Origin of the sequence: Rhizobium sp. AN6A, from assembly GCF_900215635.1 — a bacterium.
In the GTDB taxonomy this organism is placed as follows: domain Bacteria; phylum Pseudomonadota; class Alphaproteobacteria; order Rhizobiales; family Rhizobiaceae; genus Agrobacterium; species Agrobacterium tumefaciens.
Window position 1 is genome coordinate 1,471,693 of sequence record NZ_OCNC01000003.1, and the last position, 20,096, is coordinate 1,491,788.

Annotated in this window: 16 protein-coding genes; 9 read left to right on the forward strand and 7 right to left on the reverse strand. The window is 57.1% G+C overall.

The annotated features are described in order from the left end of the window. Positions 1-131: 131 nt before the first annotated feature. Positions 132-1,466 (reverse strand): aspartate aminotransferase family protein, encoded by a 1,335-nt coding sequence (locus CRO62_RS10695; protein WP_097100132.1) that lies wholly within the window; start codon positions 1,464-1,466, stop codon positions 132-134. 146 nt (positions 1,467-1,612) lie between these two features. Between CRO62_RS10695 and CRO62_RS10700 the strand changes: the two genes are divergently transcribed. The 4 genes from CRO62_RS10700 (at position 1,613) to CRO62_RS10715 (ending at position 6,216) form a co-directional block, all read left to right on the forward strand. Further along, positions 1,613-2,161, forward strand: a complete 549-nt coding sequence (locus tag CRO62_RS10700) for a cupin domain-containing protein (protein ID WP_003510910.1) — start codon at positions 1,613-1,615, stop codon at positions 2,159-2,161. Positions 2,162-2,778: 617 nt separating this feature from the next. Further along, entirely contained in the window at positions 2,779-3,459 is a 681-nt protein-coding gene (locus tag CRO62_RS10705) for a sugar transferase (RefSeq protein ID WP_097100133.1), read from the forward strand. Between the two features lie 194 nt (positions 3,460-3,653). Further along, positions 3,654-4,940: a polysaccharide biosynthesis/export family protein gene (locus CRO62_RS10710; protein ID WP_179784497.1), complete on the forward strand. Its 1,287-nt coding sequence runs from the start codon at positions 3,654-3,656 to the stop codon at positions 4,938-4,940. A gap of 7 nt (positions 4,941-4,947) precedes the next feature. Then, a complete protein-coding gene (locus CRO62_RS10715; protein ID WP_097100134.1) occupies positions 4,948-6,216 on the forward strand; it encodes an O-antigen ligase family protein in 1,269 nt (422 codons plus the stop codon). 19 nt (positions 6,217-6,235) lie between these two features. On the opposite strand, the gene CRO62_RS10720 is transcribed toward CRO62_RS10715, so the two are convergent. From CRO62_RS10720 to CRO62_RS10740, 5 genes are all read right to left on the reverse strand, one after another. Beyond that, positions 6,236-6,730: a hypothetical protein gene (locus CRO62_RS10720; protein WP_013761578.1), complete on the reverse strand. Its 495-nt coding sequence runs from the start codon at positions 6,728-6,730 to the stop codon at positions 6,236-6,238. Positions 6,731-6,868: 138 nt separating this feature from the next. After that, positions 6,869-8,233 (reverse strand): HlyD family type I secretion periplasmic adaptor subunit, encoded by a 1,365-nt coding sequence (locus CRO62_RS10725; protein ID WP_038494081.1) that lies wholly within the window; start codon positions 8,231-8,233, stop codon positions 6,869-6,871. Positions 8,234-8,241: 8 nt separating this feature from the next. Then, on the reverse strand, positions 8,242-10,464 hold the full coding sequence (locus CRO62_RS10730) for a type I secretion system permease/ATPase (protein WP_097100135.1): 2,223 nt from the start codon (positions 10,462-10,464) through the stop codon (positions 8,242-8,244). 76 nt (positions 10,465-10,540) lie between these two features. Continuing rightward, complete coding sequence (locus CRO62_RS10735; RefSeq protein ID WP_097100136.1) at positions 10,541-12,562, reverse strand: hypothetical protein; 2,022 nt, start codon at positions 12,560-12,562, stop codon at positions 10,541-10,543. A 152-nt stretch (positions 12,563-12,714) separates the two neighbouring features. Next, positions 12,715-13,677, reverse strand: a complete 963-nt coding sequence (locus tag CRO62_RS10740; RefSeq protein WP_097100137.1) for a fibrinogen-binding protein — start codon at positions 13,675-13,677, stop codon at positions 12,715-12,717. 431 nt (positions 13,678-14,108) lie between these two features. Here CRO62_RS10740 and CRO62_RS27040 point away from each other — a divergent pair, with 431 nt between their 5' ends. Together CRO62_RS27040 and CRO62_RS10745 are read left to right on the forward strand one after the other, a co-directional pair. Continuing rightward, on the forward strand, positions 14,109-14,462 hold the full coding sequence (locus tag CRO62_RS27040) for a hypothetical protein (RefSeq protein WP_143539385.1): 354 nt from the start codon (positions 14,109-14,111) through the stop codon (positions 14,460-14,462). Positions 14,463-14,584: 122 nt separating this feature from the next. Next, entirely contained in the window at positions 14,585-15,355 is a 771-nt protein-coding gene (locus tag CRO62_RS10745; protein WP_097100138.1) for a helix-turn-helix domain-containing protein, read from the forward strand. 59 nt (positions 15,356-15,414) lie between these two features. On the opposite strand, the gene CRO62_RS10750 is transcribed toward CRO62_RS10745, so the two are convergent. Next, positions 15,415-15,765, reverse strand: a complete 351-nt coding sequence (locus tag CRO62_RS10750; RefSeq protein ID WP_013761572.1) for a hypothetical protein — start codon at positions 15,763-15,765, stop codon at positions 15,415-15,417. Positions 15,766-16,161: 396 nt separating this feature from the next. Between CRO62_RS10750 and CRO62_RS10755 the strand changes: the two genes are divergently transcribed. Genes CRO62_RS10755 through CRO62_RS10765 form a run of 3 tightly spaced genes read left to right on the forward strand, consistent with a single transcriptional unit; the run spans position 16,162 to position 20,094 of the window. Then, entirely contained in the window at positions 16,162-17,184 is a 1,023-nt protein-coding gene (locus CRO62_RS10755; RefSeq protein WP_097100139.1) for a UDP-glucuronic acid decarboxylase family protein, read from the forward strand. Position 17,185: 1 nt separating this feature from the next. Next, a complete protein-coding gene (gene galE / locus CRO62_RS10760) occupies positions 17,186-18,169 on the forward strand; it encodes a UDP-glucose 4-epimerase GalE (protein WP_097100140.1) in 984 nt (327 codons plus the stop codon). Then, a complete protein-coding gene (locus tag CRO62_RS10765) occupies positions 18,166-20,094 on the forward strand; it encodes a glycosyltransferase family 2 protein (RefSeq protein ID WP_097100141.1) in 1,929 nt (642 codons plus the stop codon). The genes galE and CRO62_RS10765 overlap by 4 nt, the downstream gene beginning before the upstream one ends. Positions 20,095-20,096 lie beyond the last annotated feature (2 nt).

Genomic DNA, 20,096 nt, shown 5'->3' on the forward strand with positions numbered 1-20,096 from the left:
GCTCGGTTGGTTATACTGCGGGAATTTAATAGAATATGCTTAAGAAATGATCTATTTTTGTTGCGGCCTTGATAAATGCAAAAAGGCTGCAATAGAAATTGCAGCCTTTTATTTATTAGCGATTTATACTTTTAATCCGCTCTTTTCAGCGCGTCGCCCAAGATCGATACGATATCGTCGAAATGGGATTTTTCGGCGATAAGCGGCGGCGAAAGGGCGATGATATCGCCGGTGACGCGAATGAGCAGACCGCGCTCGAAGCAATCCACGAAAACGTCATAGGCGCGCGCGCCGATAGCTCCATCACGCGATTGCAGCTCGATGCCGGCGATGAAGCCGATGGTGCGGATGTCGATGACATTGGGCAGGCCCTTCAGCGAATGGATCGCGTCGTGCCAGACATCCTGCATTTCTGCCGCACGGGTAAAGAGCCCTTCGTCGCGGTAGATGTCGAGCGTGGCGATGCCGGCGGCGCAGGCAACCGGATGTCCGGAATAGGTATAGCCGTGGAACAGCTCGATTTGGTTGTCCGGTCCATGCATCAACGCATCGTGCACCTTGCGGCTGGTGAAAACCGCACCCATCGGGATTGCGCCGTTGGTCAGCCCCTTGGCGGTGGTGACGATGTCAGGCGTCACGCCGAAGTAGTTGCTGGCAAAGGACGAGCCCATACGGCCGAAACCGGTGATGACCTCATCGAAGATCAACAGAATGCCGTGCTTGTCGCAGATGGCCCGCAGGCGCTCCAGATAACCCTTCGGCGGCACCAGCACGCCGGTGGAGCCGGCTACCGGTTCAACGATACAGGCCGCGATGGTTTCGGCCCCATGCAGGGCAACCAGCCGTTCCAGATCGTCTGCCAGTTCAGCACCATGCTCGGGCTGGCCCTTTACGAAGCTGTTTTTCGCCAGATCGTGGGTGTGACGCAGGTGGTCGGCCGAGATTTGCGGGAAAACACGGCGGTTGTTGACAAGGCCACCAACGGAGATGCCGCCGAAACCGACGCCGTGATAACCGCGCTCACGGCCGATCAGGCGGCTGCGGGTGCCCTGACCGATGGCGCGCTGATAGGCGATGGCAATCTTCAGCGCCGTATCGACTGATTCAGAACCCGAGCCGGTGTAGAAAACGCGGTCGAGCTTCGCGCCTTCCGGGCCGGGCGCGATTTCCGCCAGCCGCTCGGCGAATTCGAAGGCGACGGGATGGCCCATCTGAAACGAGGGCGCATAATCCATGGTCGAAAGCTGGTGTTTGACGGCGGATGCAATCTGGTGTCGGCCATGGCCGACATTGACGCACCACAGGCCAGCTGTGCCGTCGAGAACCTGACGACCGTCATTGCTGGTGTAATACATGCCCTCCGCGCTCGTCAGCAGGCGGGGATTGGCCTTGAACTGCCGGTTGGCGGTAAATGGCATCCAGTAGCTGTCGAGTGAGGTGGAGTTGGATCGGTTGGGGTTGTCCATAACGGTTCTCCTGTTCGGTGCCGGTGATTGAAAGCTATTTTCCGGGCTGAACAAGCCCTTTTCTCGCTGTGGCCAAGCCATTGAAAATGTTATAGGCGGGAAAGGTAGTTTTCGATATTTCGAACAACGGCAACGGGGGATCACGCATGTCGGTGGATATAGGCGGGCGTTTGCGCCATTTGCGGCTGCGTCACAATATTTCCCAGCGTGAACTGGCAAGACGCGCCGGCGTTACCAATTCGACGATTTCCCTGATCGAATCCAACACCTCCAACCCGTCCGTCGGCGCGCTGAAGCGCATTCTCGACGGTATACCGATCGGCCTTGCCGAATTTTTCGCCTACGAGCCGGAGACCAGCCGCAAGGCATTTTACCGCGCGGATGAACTGGTCGAAATCGGCAAGGGGCCGATATCCTTCCGGCAGGTGGGCGAAAATGTTTTTGGTCGCAGCCTGCAAATCCTGAAGGAATGTTACCAGCCGGGTGCCGATACCGGCAAGGTGCCACTGGTCCACGATGGAGAAGAGGGGGGTATCATCCTCTCCGGGCGTCTGGAGGTGACGGTCGACGAGGAGCGGCGGGTGCTCGGTCCGGGGGATGCCTATTATTTCGAAAGCCGCAGGCCGCACCGCTTCCGCTGCGTTGGTCCAGTGCCGTGCGAGGTCATCAGTGCCTGCACGCCACCCACCTTCTGATTCCATGGCTTTTCGCGTAAAGTCACGCTGGAATGGTGGTGGGACCGTTGTGGCCGGAGATAATATGGTCCAGCCGGAGAGATTTTCTACGATCCGACCTAACTTTGATACGGGTTCCTGCCATTATTTTGCCGCTTTTGCGCCGCTTTTGCAATTTTTCCATCGCTTTTTCTTGGCGAAGTCGGCGTGCCGGCAAAAAAATCCCGGCTAATATGTCAAATTTTATATGCATTGCCACAATCTTGCTGCGCTGCAAAAAAATTTAATATTCTTCCCGACGCATGGCTGTTCTTGGCGTTCCTGTCTCACCTGATTAAGTCACAAGAAACATATAAGAAAAGACTATCTGTTGTCGAAAACGCAATACATGCGGGAGCGGCACCCATGCTCTCAACACATGGCCGCCGGCACATTTGTTGCTTTTTTATGCAACCGTTAATATTGCCCTGACGTTGATCGGCCGCTCTCGCAAGAAATCGCATAGACGGTCAGGGGCAATGTGCCTTACAAAAAATCCATTAGCATCAAATTCAGAACACAGACTTGTTATCTCTTTTAGACGGAAAGACACGCCTCCGGGCACCGACCAATCGCAAAACATAAATGGAGTTCTCTCTATGAAGTCCGCGACCCAATCGGCTGAACAGACACTCAGCAGTTCCGAAGACTTCGATGTCAGTTTCCCTATCGGGGGCATCGCAAAACGCAGCTTCGATATGACATCGGCCGTGCTTGCGCTGCTCATCTTCAGCCCGATTTTTCTGTTGATCGCCGCACTGGTGAAATTGTCCGATCCCGGCCCGATCTTTTATGGGCATCGGCGTGTGGGACATAATGGCCGCTATTTCCATTGCCTGAAATTCAGGACGATGGCGATGAACGGTGATGAAATGTTGCGGCAATATCTTGCCGCCAATCCGGAAGCCGCCGAGGAATGGCGTGCGACCCGCAAACTCAAGAATGATCCGCGCGTAACCGCAGTTGGTGCCGTGCTGCGCAAGCTCAGCCTTGATGAGCTGCCGCAGCTTCTCAACATCATCCGCGGCGAAATGAGCGTCGTTGGCCCGCGCCCCGTTGTCGACGAGGAGCTGAGCTACTACGAAAGCGATGCCGCCTATTACCTCAGCACCCGTCCGGGCCTGACCGGCCTTTGGCAGATCAGCGGCCGCAATGACGTAAGCTACAAGACCCGCGTGGCTTTCGACACGCAATATGTGCAGAACTGGTCGATGCGACAGGACGTCTTCATCATCGTCAAGACCATTCCCGCCGTGTGCCTTTCACGCGGAAGCTACTGAAAACCGATATTGAGTTTGGCTTTATCGATCTTTGTTTTGCCACGCACCCTGACCGGGATCCCAAGTCCGGTCTTTGGGTGCGTCATTGGTGCAAATCATAATGGCCGCTTTTTGCGGCGCTGTGCAGCCGGCACCGTCCGGCTGCTCTATCGCCTGATCGCCCGCGCGGCGATCCGCAAACAGGGAGTTTCCCGATGAACGGTCCTATTGCCGTCGCCAGCCGTCCGCTTGTAAAAAGAACCGCCGGACGCACTTTCTCCGCCCTTCTGCTTGTCGCATCCGTCGCATTCGGAGCGCCGCTTTCCGCAATGGCTGCGGAAGGCGCTCAATACAAGCTCGGCACCGCCGACAAGCTGCGCATCCGCGTTGCCGAATGGCAGCCGGCCGATGGCAGCATCCGCAACTGGGATGTCATCAACGGCGATTATTCTGTCGGCCCATCCGGCGCGCTGTCGCTGCCCTTCATCGGCCAGCTGGATGTGGCGGGGAAGACGTCCGCGGAAGTCGGTGAGGCGATTGGAGCCCAGCTTCAGAGCAAGTTCGCCCTTCGCAACCTGCCGTCGGCTTCTGTCGAAATCGCCCAGTTCCGGCCGATCTTCCTCAGCGGAGATGTACAGACGCCCGGGGAATATCCCTATGCTGCCAATCTCACGGTGTTGAAGGCCGTAAGCCTTGCCGGTGGGTTGCGGCGCTCCGATGCCGGGCAGCGTTTTGCCCGCGACTTCATCAACGCCCGCGGCGACGCAGCCGTTTACGACAACCAGCGCGCAAGGCTGCTTGCCCGTCAGGCGCGGTTGATCGCCGAGGTCAAGGGTGACACAGTCATCGCCAAGACGCCGGAGATGGAAAAGATTGCCGAGATCGACGCGCTTCTCGCCAGCGAAAGCGCGCTGATGAAATCGCGCACCGAGCGTTACACTTTGCAGCTTAAGGCGTTGACGGATCTGCATGCGCTCCTGGAAAGCGAAGTTGAATCGCTGAAGAAGAAATCGGAAACGCAAAACCGCCAGCTCGAGCTTGCCAATGAGGACCGAGACCGCGTCAACCGGCTGAACGAGCAGGGCCTTGCGCTATCGCAACGGCGTATTTCCGCGGAAGAACGGGCAGCAGAGGTGGAAGCCGCACTGCTCGATATCGACACGCAGTCATTGCGGGCCAAGCAGGATATCAACAAGGCGACCCAGGATGAAATCAACCTGCGCAACGACTGGGTGGCACAGCGCTCCAAGGAATTGCAGGACACGGAAGCGGAACTCGACAAGCTCAATCTGCAACTGGGTACCAGCCGGGAATTGATGTCGGAGGCGCTTGCGCAATCGGCTGAGGCGATCCGTTTCGATCCGTCGGGAAAATCCGCGACAATCAGCTACGTCGTGGTGCGTGAGGAAAACGGCAAGCCGAAGGAAGTGAAGGTGGATGAAAACGCCATGCTCCAGCCAGGCGACGTCATAAAGGTCTCGTCCGAAATCCTGATGCAGTGAGGTTTTCATGCGGATCGCCAAATCGGCACTGATCGATCCCGAACGCAATGAAGTCTACGGAATGGCGGCGATTGCGCTGTCATTCTTCGTTTTCGCCTATTCGTCGCGTTTCGGGCAAATCTCGGTTCTGGCCTATTATGGCATGTGGCTGCCCCTTGTAGTGGTCAATTACCGGCGCGTGCTGGGTAACTATCCGCGCTATCTGTGGATATTCGCCTTCGGCATCCTGACCGTGCTGTCGAGCTTCTGGTCGGAGGCAGCATCGGTCACCATGCGCGCATCGATCCAGTATATGACGCATATCGTCTGTGCACTTATCGCCATGCGGGTGGTCTCCATCCGCACGCTGACGCGTGGGGCGTTGATCGGTATCACCGTCATTCTGCTCTATTCGCTGCTGTTCGGTGTCCACCTTTTCGATGCGCTTGATGGAACCTACAGTTTCGTCGGGGCTTTCTCATCGAAGAACCAGCTTGGCTTTTACGCCTCGCTCGGCGTCATTTTTGCCGTCTCATCCGTGCTGATCCTCAAGCAAAGGGGTATCTGGCTGCCGGTCGCGGGCGTCACCGGGCTCTTATCGGCCTATAGCCTAATTGCTTCGCAATCGGCCACATCCACCATTACCACGGCGGCGGTGGTCGCCCTCATCATCGGTTTCATCCCGATTGGCATGCTTTCACCGGCCAACCGCAAGATGACCTTTTTCGCACTTGGCGGTCTTGGCATATTGCTGGTGGTTGCGTCCCTGCAGTTCGGCTTGCTTGATGCCATTCTCGGCCTTTTCGGCAAGGATTCGACACTGACAGGACGCACCTATCTCTGGCAGCAGGGCATCGAAGCGGCAAAGCAGACACCGATCCTCGGCGTTGGTTACCAGGGGTTCTGGGTGGTGGGTTTTGCCGATGCCGAGCGCCTGTGGAACGACTTCTTCATCACCGGACGCAGCGGCTTCCATTTTCACAACACCTATATCGAGACGGTGGTGGAGAATGGCATCGTCGGCATGGTTCTGCTCGGCATGGTGCTTTACGGAACGCTGCTCGGCCATCTGCGCTCGGTCCTGATGCGCCAGAGCGATCCGCAGGGCGTCATTCTCTTTGCCATCTGCGCGCTGTTCGTCGTCCGCTCCTTCGTGGAGATCGATATCATCTTCCCATTCCAGATCGGTTCGTTCCTGCTGTATTTCGCCGCCGGAAAACTGTGCCTTCCGGCGAAAGCCATGCAGAATAGCGAAACTCATCCCGCGATTGGCGTGCGGTTACAGACGCGAGCCTGAGCGTTCGCTCTGCCCGATCCTAGAGGTAGTCCGATGAGACGTGCGGGCTGGCGTGGATGAAACTCCACATGTCCTTGCTGACGGAGACGATGTCGGCGATGGATTTCTCGAGGTGTTCGATTTCTTTCTCGTCCATGCGTTCTACCTTGCCGTAACGGACCTGGGTTTCGTCCTCCACCAGTCGCATGAGCTGGGTGCTGGCGATTTCGCCCTTCTCGTCGAAGGAGTAGATGCAATGATTGTATTTGTTGCGCGTCTTCGATTCTTTCTTGAGCCGCGCCATGATGGAGAGAATGGTCTTGCGATCCGGCGCTGGCGTTGAGGGAAGCTTTGCCAGACGCTCGATGAGATCCATGCGCGCGCGTGTGGTGTTGAGCGTCAGAAACACAACGATGGCCGCTTCCTTCTCCACTTTCAGGAGATGGACGATCAGATAGATCATCAGGCTTTCGGTGTTGGTCCACACGTAATTCAGCCTGCCGACCATCAGCAATATATCCGACATTGCCGCCATGCTGTTCTCCCGCCCCACCAGACATATACTGGCATTCTATGCCGATCTGGACGGGATTGACAGTGTAGGTCCATTCTGCGTACGGCATTTTCCAGACGCAAAACTGCCGTCCAACCTTGCTGGAAAAGCGGTATTTCTTCATCTTTCCTTGAATGCTCGGGACATGCTGTCGGAGATAGGCTTGGTAAGATATTCGAAGAAGGTTCGCTCCGAAGTCTGGATCAAGACATCCGCCGGCATGCCGGGAACGGGATGGAAATTATGGACCTTCGCGATCTCCTCGTCTGAAACCTGCACGCGCACGATATAGACGTCCTTAACCTGCAGGCCTGCATTCTCCTCAATGCTGTCAGCGGAGACGTAAAAGACCTTGCCGTTCAGAACCGGCGTGGTGCGGCGGTTCAGCGCCGAAAGGCGGATCGCTGCCGTCTGGCCCTCATGCAACTGGTCGATGGACGTTCTGAGAACCTGCGCCTCAAGGATCAGGGGAACGTGGGCGGGCAGGATTTCCATGATCGGCTTGCCGGTGGTGATGACGCCGCCTGCCGTGTGGTAATAGGCGCGCACCACGGTACCGTTGACGGGGGAGCGGATGACGGTGCGTTCCAGCACTTCGGCGGCACCGCGCACCTGCTCGCGCACGCTGTCCAGATCGGCTTCGGCGGTTTCGAGTGCGTCGAGAGCAGCCTGCTTGTTGGCGTTGATGGCAATGACCGCTTCCTGCTTGAACTTAGCGATTTCAGCCTCGCTCTGGTTCATCTCGCCGGTCAGACGGGCGATATCGCCCATGGCATCGGCAATCGCGCGCTCCAGCGCCAGCATGTCGGTCTTGCGGATGACACCGTCCTTGGCAAGCCTTTCCTTGGAATCACGCTCCTGGGTCAAAAGTGCCAGTTGACGGTCGAAGGACTGCTTCTGCCCCTCATAGCCTGTATAACGAAACTCCAGCGACTTGATATTCTTTTCGATGAGATTCAGCTGCTCGTCGAGCTTCACGATCTTGCTGTGGAACACGATGTTCTGGCTCTGGATGATGGATTTGATATCAGGATCGCTGGCTTCCTTCATGACGATGTCAGGCACCTTGAAGCTTTTTTGGCCCTGCGCCTCGGCGCGCAGGCGCGTGACGATGGTTTCGAGGCGAAGGCGTCTCAGCTGGAACATGCGCTCGTTGGCGAGCGCCGTCGTCTTGTCGAGCGTCAGAAGCACGTCGCCTTCCTTGACGGTGTCGCCTTCGCTGACCATCATTTCCTTGATGATGCCGCCTTCCAGATGCTGCACGACCTTGTTGTTGCCGGTGGCTACAAAGCTACCCTGGGCAATGATGGCGGCGGAGAGCGGGGCAGTGCCGGCCCAGTACCCGAAGCCGCCAAAGGAAGCGAGCAGCACGGCAAGACCGATTGAACTGTGGAGGCGAATGGAACGTGGCACTTCGCTGTACCACTCAAGCTGGCCCTGGGGTTTTACCTCTGCGACGGCAACGGCGGTTTTTTTCTTGAACATGACGATCCTCAACCCTCGATCTGCGGAGACTGGCTACTTTGCCGGCCATTGCCGGAAATAGCCTTCAGTACGTCCATCCGTTCGCCGAACATGGCGACCGATCCGTCCTTCAGCACCATTATCTTGTCGACGCACTGAAGAAGTGCGGGTCGCTGGGTGATGGTGACGGTGGTGATGCCCTGTTTCTTGGCGTGCAGAATGGCTTTTGCCAGCGCCTGTTCGCCCTGCGTATCGAGGTTGGAGTTTGGTTCGTCCAGAACCACGAATTTGGGATCACCGAAGAAGGCGCGGGCAAGCGCGATGCGCTGCTTCTGGCCGCCCGAAAGCGGTGCACCATCGGCGGCAACCACGGTTTCGTAACCCTGCGGGAAACCGGCGATCAGTTCGTGCACGTCGGCGAGCACAGCCGCCTCGTAGATCTGCCGGTCTTCGACATCGTCACGCATGCGACAGATATTGGCCTTGATGGTGCCGGGGAACAGCTGCACGTCCTGCGGCAAATAACCGATGCTTTCACCGAATTGCCGCTGGTCCCAGTTGCGCAGGTCCATGAGGTCAAGACGGACATTGCCGGAAGTGGGAAGGATGGAGCCGACCAGCATCTTGCCAAGCGTCGTCTTGCCGGAACCGGAATTGCCGATGATGGCGAGGGATTCACCTTTCTTCAGCGAAAAGGAAATGCCGTTCAAGATCACCTTCTTCTGCGGCGGCGGCACGAAAAGGATACGTTCCACATCCAGACGCCCTTCCGGATTGGGCAGGCGCAGACGCGGGAAATTGAGCGGTGAGGTGATGAGAAGCTGCTTGATACGGCTATAGGAGGCTGCAGATTTGTTGAACTGATGCCAGCCCTCGATCGCTCCTTCGATGGGCGCCAGCGCGCGGCCGGAAATGATGGATGCTGCGATCACCATGCCGCCGGTCAGTTCGCCTGCGAGAGACAGATGCGCGCCCCAACCCAGGAGTGCGACCTGTGTAATCATGCGGGCTGCTTTGGAAACACCTGAGAACATGATGTTACGATCCTGCGCCGCCACATGCGACTTCAGCGATCCGGCTGTTTCACGACCCCACATCTTCACGGCCTCTGGGATCATCGCCATGGCATTGATGATCTGCGAGTTGCGCGACATGGAATCGAGATGGAAATTGGCGCGGCTCAGATAACCCGAGGCTTCGGCGAACTGTCTGGCGGTGAAGCGCTGGTTCAGCCACGCTATGATGAACAGCACCGCGCAGCAGACCATGATGATGATGCCGAGATGCGGATGAACAAGATAGACCACGACAATGAAGAGCGGCATCAACGGCGCATCGAGAAAGGCGATGAGGGTGCCGGAGGTAATGAAGGAACGCAGCTGCTGCAGGTCCTGCAGGATCTGGTAGTCCTTGCCGTTGCCATGCAGGGAGGCGCGGGCCGCTGCCGACAGGATCGGCGCGCCAAGCTGCACTTCAAGCTCGACAGCGGTGCGCATCAGGATGAAGCGCCGGATGGCGTCCAGGAAGGCTTGCAGTAGAACCGCGCCGAGAACGGCGACCGTGAGCATGACGAGCGTATCCATGGACCGGCTTGTCAGGACCCGGTCCGAGATTTGAAACAGATAGAGCGGGATGGCAAGCAGCAGAACGTTGATGGCGACGGTGAACAACATCACGATCACCATGTTGCGCCGCATCGCAGCGATGCCCTTGGCAAGGCTGGCGGCGAAATTGACGGGTTCACTGCGCTTGTGGAAGCCGCTCTGGCTTCCGCCGCCGCCGCCGCCACCACCGCCATTCTCTGTCGGCTCCTTGCCGTTGCCGCCGCCGCCCGTCACCGGACGGCGCTCGTTTTCACGGATAGGCCCGTCATTATTGTCGATGGTCTTGACGAAGGGCAGGTCGGGTGCGCTTTTCAGCTCGGTATTGTCCACCTTTGCTTCCGGCTCCGGCGGCGAGGCGGGGCGGCGGTCTTGCTGCGGCGGCACTGGCCTTTCCTGCGGAACGTCACGCATTTGCGGTTTTTCGGCGTATGGGGAAGGTTGCGGAAGGGGCCGGGGCAGTGTGATCTCAGCGGAGGGCGGGGCTGCTTTCGCCGTCGGTTCCGCGCCGGACAGGTGGCGCAGGTTTTCGACGGCCTCGTTTATGGCCGAAATGCAGGCATCAGTCAGCTTGCTGTCTTCCGCATCCTGATCCAGCGGCAAGTCCAGCGAGCGCCCGACGGCAATGGTTTTTCTTGAAATATGATCCATTTTTTTATTAATCCCCTCGGTGATCTCGCGGTTTTTGCGGCTTTGGCGGCTGGCGTCTCTCCCCGCCTGTCAAAACCTATGCAGTGACCGCCTGCATGACGTCGGATGAATGCGCGCTCGACCACGACATGTCGTGACCGGCGTTGATGACGCCATCGGATTCATTCTGAATGGTGGCGGGATCGTCGTGCAGAAAAGCGATCACTTCGTTTGCCAGCTGCTGGCCTTGGTGACCCGGTTGCGACGCATCGTTTTCGATGATGCCGCCCTGTATCAGGATAGCATCCGAATAAAGCCCGCCTGCGACGTAGGTGGTGGAACCGAAGCTGTCGTAATCGATAATCTGCGCGAGATTGATGACGGCGTTGCTGCCGGTATCGATATGGATCGTGACGTTCTCGTTGTTTTCGAGAATCTTTGCTGCTGCCTGCGTCACATAGTCGGAATCGCCCAGCACGCTCACCTGTTTGATGATGCTGACGTCATAAAGATTGCCAGTGATGTAAAGGACGTTAATCCCCTGATAGCCCGCAAAATTGACATCGTGGGCAAGCGCGTCCGGCATATTCGGATCACGCTCGTTAATCGCTTTCACCGTCTGCGCCATGTAGTCCGGCATGGTTTCGAAACGGTCGTTGCTGCCGACATTGTGTATGCTGGCGTCGTTCCACAACAGGTTGTTGCCGGACTGAACGGTGGCGCCCTCAGGCGCGTCGGGGTTGGCGCGGATCCAGTCATTGTCGTAAAGCACGGCGATCTGGCTGATGAGGTTCATGTCCAGCACATTGCCACCGACGATGACCAGATCGTACTGCATGCCGATGCCGAGGAAATTGGCGATGTTGAGGGCAGCGTTGCCACCGCTCAGCAAGCTGACGCTGGCACCCGAAGAGGTAACCGTCAGTGTGTCGTTGTCGCTGATGAACTGGTACTGCTCGATCCAGTGGACGAAGGACACGTCTCCCTCGAGGACGCTGACACGCCAGGCGGTGGGAAATATTGGCGTTTCACCACTATCGTGGCTGCTGTCGGCGCTTTCCGCGCCCGGATAGACACTGCGTGAGAAGGTCGCAATATTGTAGGCGGCGGTTGCGGCATGGTCTTCGAACTGCGTGAAAACGGAATCGACCTCATCGCGGTCGCTATAGACATAGGCCTGGGTGATTGCGTCGATCTGGTGATAATCGCCCATGACGGTGGTGACGGAGGCCATGACGGCAGTATTGACCAGCGTTGCTATGTTGGCGACGACATTTGCGCCGGCAGCCACATCGAGGCTGTTTCCGGCGGGGCTATCCTCATGCAGCGAAACATCGCTCTTTTCCGGCTCTTCAGCGGGCTTGGCAATGCCACGATCCGGCATGAAGTCGTCGAGCGTTGGCTTTTCACTTGCCATGGAGCCATTGATGTAGAGGCCGTTGATGTCATTGCCGGCGAGAACGAAATCCTGTTCCGCGCCGGTTCCAAGGGACGTCACGTCATTTTCGCGCGCATGGTCGATATAATCATGTGCTGATTTGGCGAGCGCTTGCAACGCGTCGTAGCTGTCGGTGCGCTGGAAAACGGAAAAGGGCGTGAAGACGGCTGCTTCGTTATGGAACTCGACGGTGCGCTGGGTCACGAAACTGGTGTCGCGCGCCACATTGGGGCCGTCCGTCATGTTCAGATAGTCGTCGTCCTGAAGAATATTGACCTGCGTGACATGGGCGATAACCGAGCCGGGGCCGGTGTGCACCACCAGTTCGCGTTCTTGCTCAAAGGAGACACTGCCCGGAAAACGGAAATGCGCGGCTGACATATCGACCGGTATCGCATTTGCAAGCTGCTGCATGTCGTGTTCGACCATGCGGGCGAAATGCGGTTGCAGATAGTCGAGGTCGTAATAGCCGGCGCGATATTTAACGCCGGGATCGTAATCCTGAAGCTGCAAGTCGTAGTTCTTGTCGAGCAGTCTTGCCGCGTCATCATCCGACAACCGGTCTTGGTTCGCGTGTGCCGTGCCTTCGGCATAGTTGCTTCTTAGACGCGCTTCCTCGATCACCGTGTCGAACAGGCCGATGAAATGCGCAATCATGTCTGAAATTCTGTCGATTTGCATTGCAGGTTCCTCCCTGATCATCGCGGCAGAGCCTGGGGCGGCGGGCGGCACACGTCCAAGAGGCGGTGCTTCGTCTTCACGCAAACCCGGTCCTTCAACCGCAAACTGCACCGGCGAATGCCGGTGCAGCTTTTTTCATAGAGAGGTACTCGTCAGGAGCCGCTGTCCTCGCCTGTATCAGAAACATGCGAGTTACCGCCTGTGACCGAGACATCAACGGCATTGGAGAGCATGTTGGCACCCTGCACCAGTTCCAGATGGAAGCCGGAGTTTGCAAGGATAGCCGATGCATCGGCAGTGCTGGTACCCGCAGCGTCGTCGCCGGCCTTGAGGTCCCATCCCTTGCCGTCCATGCCTTCTGCGCCAAAGGCGTCGCCGGCATTCGCGCTCAGGTGGTTCTGGGCACCACCATTGTCCATTCTGACATCCCAGGCCTGATCCTGATCCGCCAGGTGGTTGGCCTGCACAAGGCTGAAGCCCGTGTCGTTGCCTTCGCCGTTGAGCGAGCTGTTGAGGATATTGTCGACATCAAGTGTGAAGGAGAAGTCGTCACCGAGGTTAAAGGTGAGGTCTCCGCCAGCGATGCCTAGATTGCCGACATCCTTGACGCCGGCGATGTTGCCGAAGTCGTCATCCGACTTGTAGAAACTGTCAGCGGAGTTGAAGCTGTCGGAAGTCGTCGTTGTTGTTGTTGTCGTGTCGTCGTCGGAGTAGGAGAAGGTCTTGGTGTCCGTGTCCGTGACCGTCTTCACGTTGGTGTCGTTGTCGCTGTAAGACTTGCTTTCATAGCTCCAGTCGTAATCGGTCTTGATTTCGGTGCTGGTTTCGGTGCTCGTCTTTACGGTCGTATCGTTGTCGCTGTAAGACTTGCTGTCATAGCTCCAGTCATAGTCGTTGTCGCGATTGTCGCCGTTGCCCACTGCAACGTCGATTTTGGCGTCAACATCCACATTGGTGCTGTTGTCGCTGTTGTCGTTGTTGCGGTTTTCACCGTTTGCGGTGCCGACGTTGCTGTCGTCCACCTCTGCGTCATTGGTCGAGGTGTTGGCGAAACCCTCCGAAAGCGCGCCAATCTTGGTGATGTCGTCGCCCGCAGGCTGTGAATTGTAACCCATGTCGATTTCCTCCGAAAAAGCTCGGAGCAGCTTTCGAAATCCCTCTCATCTAAAACGGGATTTTTTCGCGCTTGCTCCGCGTTGCACAAAGATTGATGTTCTGCAGATGCAATCGGTACGTCTCATCTGCGGCTTGGCATCGGCCCGTAACCGGGCTCTTCTCGTTCAGCCCTTGTGCGCTACTCGGTATTAAGGCGCACAAATCCGTTCCTCGCTCCGTTGGGAGCGCGGTGGCTTCGTCTTTTTGCTTTCGTTATGTCTTGAAAAGGAACCGGCGTTTGCAAACACACGTCAAAGCCAGGGTTGTCTTTCCATCGGTCACTGTTTGCAGCGACGGTCAGACTGTGCAGCAGAAAAATCGCGCTTCCTAGCTATCAATTCGGGCTAAACATATCGGCACCCTTACCTCAAATATATATGTTGGAGGGCGGTTGCATGGAGATTTGCCACCGGTTCAGACGCAAATAATTGCGTTCAGGCCGGGAAAAGCTGCTTTTTCGAAAAATATTGTCAATGGCGGTGGAAAGGGTCCCTATCCCGAAATGGCACATTCCGGAAGCTCGTTTGCCGGGCAGGTATGTAAAGGGATATCAACCAAAAGTTATATTTTCCCGGATTGCAAAACCGCAGCGAAAGCTTTTCCGATGTGTTTGTTTTTGCAATGGTTCCGGGTTGAACGATTCATTACGGGCGTAACCAATTTTGTACGTCAATTGCAAGAAATAACCCATTTGGGCCATTTCTTTGCACAGCTTTTCGTATTAGCCTCCTTAATTAACGGGTAATTAATGATAGTTGACATGGCGTGAAGCGGGAGTTGCCCCATTTGTTTCTAGGGGTGTCCCGGCGAATGACAGAGCACACAACCAAAAAGAACGTAATGCGTAGCGCTTTAGGGGAGACGTCGATGTTCATGGGAACTTCAGATTATGCGGCAAAACAAAGTGGAGCCGTTGCGCCTATAAATGGAACTTTATTGATCATCGCGGATCCGGACCTGTTTTCCGAGTGCCTCGTGGAGGCGCTGGGCAAAAAGTTCCCTACATTCGCTGTGATGAGCGTTATGTCATCGGCAACGATTGACGATGACTATGGTGCCGATGTCCGGCTGGTCCTGCCGTACCGCATGTCGGGCGAGCGGCTTCATACCGTTCTTTCGGCAGTCCGCGAAAAGCATCCGGACGCCCCGATCGCACTTGTCGTCGAAAGCATCGACAAGTTTGAGGAGCCGCTGAAGCAACTGGTGGGGATGCGTATCATCGATGGCGTGCTGCCGCTTAATCTGCGGCTCGACGTTTTCATGGCGGCGGTTGATCTCCTCATGAAGGGCGGGGAGCATTTTCCCGCTGCCCTTCTCGGCAAGCTCACCCCCTATTCCCAGGCCGTGAACGGCAAAAGCGTTCAAAGCAACGCCGTGATCGCCAACCGCGCCGATGCTCTTGCCGTCAGCAAGAGTGAAATGGCGGCGCTGACGACGCGCGAAGTGCAGATCCTCGACCTGCTTTGCAAGGGAACGCAAAACAAGATCATTGCCGACCGGCTTCACCTGTCCGAGAATACCGTGAAGGTGCACGTTCGCAACATCTACAAGAAGATGAATGTGCGCAACCGAACGGAGGCAGCGTCGCGCTTCTTTCACAAGGACGACGACGCGGCTATCTCCGGCTGGAGAAACTGAGCATCTGGCGGCCTGATGCCGCAAGGACGCCAGTTTCAAGCAGAGGTTATGCCTGAGGCTCAGGGCCTCAGGAAACAGCGGGACTTCTGACCAAATCCGCTCGGTGAGCAGATATAGGGAGAAGAACCGGAATAGGAATGCCGCGGCGATATCGTCGGTGTGTCGTAAGTATCGGCAACAAGCGTGACGGCTGCGTTGCCTGTCTTGTCATAGCCGTAGGACGCCTTGGCTGGAGCAACCCGGCTCTTGATCGTCGCCGTATTAGCAGATGCGGTCTTGATCAGAACGGCATCTTCAACGACGGAGCACGAGGCCGTTGCGAAAGTGAACGTCGCAAGTGCGGCGGCAACAAGTGCAAAACGACAGCGGCGGGCCGCTTTGCTGTTATGGGAATAAGGCATTTCATTCATGATGTATGTCCCCTGAAATCGACTAGCTGTCGCATCTCGCCGGGTGGTTTTGCCCCGGTGGACCGAGCCTTACAAAACCAGAATAGTCCCGACTGGTTGAGCGAAGCTTGCGCTAATGCTCAATAAGAAAGGCATAATGGAGGCGTAGTTAAAAAGTATTAAATCGAGTGATTAATACGAGTAATTCGGGGTAATCAATTGTAATATTTCGATAAAATAAAGTTGACCTGTTTTATGACGCGCCTATCATAAAAGTTGAAATATACCGAATCCAAATATTAAAACCTCCAGAAGAAATAAAAACCGGAGGTGACATTCGAAATATCCTGCAATCTGGAGTTTGATCTAGTTCAAGTCGAATCAGCCGGGCTGGTTCCTCATTGGGAGGAGTGTGTAATGCGTAATTTCGTTCCCAACGACCATGACAACGGCGCTACAATCTATTCCGAGTGGCGGCCAGGCCAGCGCGTTCTGGTCAACGGCGGGGCTGGTTTCCTTGGCTCCCATCTTTGCGAACGTCTGTTGGCTTGCGGTCATGAGGTGATCTGTCTCGACGATCTTTCGACTGGACGGACCGTGAATGTTGAGCATTTGCAAGCCAACAAGCGGTTTTTGATGGTCGAGCATGATGTCCGCAAGCCCTATGACATCGACGTCTCGCTGATCTTCAACTTCGCGTCGCCGGCCTCGCCGCCGGACTACCAGCGTGATCCAGTCGGCACCCTGCTTACCAATGTGCTCGGCGCGGTCAACGTTCTCGAAGTCGCTCGCAGATGCGGTGCAACCGTGGTGCAATCCTCGACATCGGAAGTCTATGGCGACCCGCTTGTCAATCCGCAGCCGGAAAGCTATTTCGGCAACGTAAATACAATCGGGCCGCGAGCCTGCTACGATGAGGGCAAGCGCAGCGCCGAAACGCTTTTTTTCGATTATCACCGCTTTTATGGCGTCGATATCAAGGTTGGGCGCATCTTCAACACCTATGGGCCGCGCATGCGCCCCGATGATGGGCGGGTGGTTTCCAACTTCATCGTCCAGGCGCTGAAGGGTTCGGACATCACCATTTATGGTGATGGCAGCCAGACGCGCTCCTTCTGCTACGTCGATGATCTGATCGACGGGTTCCTGCGCTTTTCAGCCAAGCCGAAGGATTGCATCGGACCGATCAATCTCGGCAACCCGACTGAAATTCCGGTGCGGCAACTGGCCGATATCGTCATCCGCATGACGAATTCCCGCTCGCGCATCGTTCATCTGCCCGCTGCAATCGATGATCCGCAGCAGCGCCGTCCCGATATTTCGCGTGCCAAGGAAATGCTCAGATGGCAACCGCGCGTACCGCTCGAAACCGGTCTGGAGAAAACCATCGTCTATTTCGATGCGCTGCTGGCCGGCAAGAAGGTTGCGGAGGCCGTATGAGATGTCCCGTACAATCCTCGTCACGGGCGGGGCCGGATTCATAGGCAGCCACATCTGCAAGGCGTTGGCGCATTCCGGCTTCAAGCCCATTGCTTACGATAATCTCTCCACGGGTCACGCGGATTCGGTTCGTTGGGGTCCCCTCATCGAGGGCGACATTCTCGATCGTGGTCTCTTGAAGGCCACGCTCAAGGAGTTCTCGCCAGCCTTCGTCATCCATTGCGCCGCCAATGCCTATGTCGGCGAATCCGTCGAGGATCCGCGCAAATATTACCGCAACAATGTCGGCGGTAGTCTGGCGCTTCTGGATGCCTGTCTCGACCAGAATATCGGCGGGCTGGTATTTTCCTCCAGCTGCGCCACCTATGGCGTGCCGCCGCAATTACCGATCCGTGAGGAAACGGCGCAGATGCCGGTCAATCCCTACGGTCGCACGAAGCTGATTTTTGAAATGGCGCTCGATGATTACGCTGCCGCCTATGGCCTGCGTTTCGTCGCGCTGCGCTACTTCAATGCGGCGGGTGCCGACCCGGATGGCGAACTTTACGAACGCCACGAGCCGGAAACCCATCTGATCCCCCGGGCACTGATGGCTGCCGCCTCGCGGCTGCCGCAACTTGATGTCTTCGGCCAGGATTACGACACCAGCGACGGCACCTGTATCCGCGACTACATCCATGTCAGCGATCTGGCTGATGCCCATGTGGCCGCCGTCAACTATCTTTCCGATGGCGGCGAGACCCTGCGTGTCAATCTCGGCTCCGGCCACGGCACATCGGTCGGGGATATCATCCGCGCGATCCATCGCGTCACGGGACAGGAAGTGCCGGTGCATTTCGGCGCAAGGCGCGCCGGTGATCCGCCCGCCCTGTTCGCCGACATAGAAAGAGCGAGGGCGACCCTCGGCTTTGCGCCGAAGCGCTCCGATATAGACACCATCATCCGCACGGCTGGTCCCGGCTTCGGGCTGGAGGTGCTGTCATGAAAGCTCGCTCTACCCCTTCCGTACCATCATCGCGTCCCGTCGCGGGCCAATTGCGAATGCTGCCCGTCTTCACCGGCTGGAACCGCATGGCCTATCGTCTCGGCATTGGCGGTTGGCTGGTGACGCTTGCCTATTTCTGGATCTGGTGGCTGGACCGGGATCGGGTCATCGACTGGCCGTATTTTACGATCGTTACGGTAACGCTCGCGTGGATCACGCTTCTGCCGTCCTATTTCATCTTCATCTTCCTGAACGCCAGGGTCGTCGACCGGCGCTCGCCTCTGCCGCAGGGTAGGGTGGCGATGGTTGTAACCAAGGCGCCGTCTGAACCTTTTACCGTAGTACAAAAGACGCTGCAGGCCATGCTGGAGCAGAAGGGCCTGGAATTCGATGTGTGGCTTGCGGATGAGGACCCGGATGCGCAAACGCTGAAATGGTGCGGCGCGCACGGCGTTTTCGTTTCGACCCGGAAGGGTGTCGTCGATTATCACCGCAAGACATGGCCTCGCCGCACCCGTTGCAAGGAAGGCAATCTCGCTTATTTTTACGATCATTACGGGTATGAGCGTTATGATTTCGTCGCGCAATTCGACGCCGATCACGTTCCGGAACCGGACTATCTGAGCGAAATCATCCGTCCTTTCGCCGATCCGGCGGTTGGATATGTCTCCGCACCAAGCATCTGCGATGCCAATGCAAAGGAGAGCTGGGCTGCGCGCGGCAGGCTTTATGCCGAAGCAAGCCTGCACGGCGCCCTGCAGCTGGGTTACAACAACAGCTGGGCGCCGCTTTGCATCGGCTCACACTATGCCGTGCGCACCAAAGCCCTGCGTGAGGTGGGCGGTCTGGGACCCGAGCTTGCCGAGGACCATTCCACCACGCTTTTGATGAACGCTGGCGGCTGGCGCGGCGTCCACGCCGTCAACGCAGTCGCGCATGGCGACGGGCCGGTGACTTTTACCGATCTCGTGGTGCAGGAATTCCAGTGGTCACGCAGTCTGATGACCATCCTCTTGCAATATTCGCGGCATTACGTGCCGAAGCTTCCCTTGCGGTTGAAATTCCAGTTCCTGTTTTCACAGCTCTGGTATCCCCTGTTTTCCGGCTTCATGGCACTGATGTTCGTGCTTCCCGCTTTTGCACTGTTGAGCGGCCAGGTACTCGTCAATGCCTCCTATCCGGTGTTTCTGGCGCATTTCCTGCCGATTTCACTCATCATGATCGTGTTCGCCTTTTTCTGGCGGGCCACGGGGGCCTTTCGCCCGCATGATGCGAAACTCTTCGGGTGGGAAGCCATCGTGTTTCTGTTCCTGCGCTGGCCCTGGTCGTTGATGGGTGTGCTTGCGGCGATACGCGATACGATCCGTGGCGATTTCGTCGACTTTCGCATTACACCTAAGGGCACGCAGGCAAAACCGCCGCTGCCGCTGCGCGTAATCGCGCCGTACATGGTTCTGGCGGCACTAAGCCTTCTCGCAATGGTGCTGGCGCCGCGTGAAAACGCTGCGGAAGGTTTCTTCGTCTTCGCCGCGATCAACGTGGCGATCTACGCGGGCCTTTCGGTTTTTCTTCTCGTCCGACACACCATGGAAAACGGCTTGCCACGGCTGCCGGCATTGCGCGGAGGGGCGACGGTCGCCGCCTGTTCGTTGCTGCTTGTGGCAGGTAGTGCCGCGGAACTCAGCTCCCATGCGATTGGTGGGCTGGAGGCCCTGTCGCACGGGCAACCCTATGTCAGCTTCACCGAGACGCGGTTCACCGTGGCCGGTGCTGGCGTGGAGGGAGCGAGATCGGTGCGTCTGAAACTGCGCATCGTACTGCCGGGAATGCCCGGAATTCGAAACATGCAGGCGGAGCCCATGGTGCCGCCACCGGTCATGACAACCGGAGAAATCATGCTGGCCGACAATAGGGTCGGACAATAGAA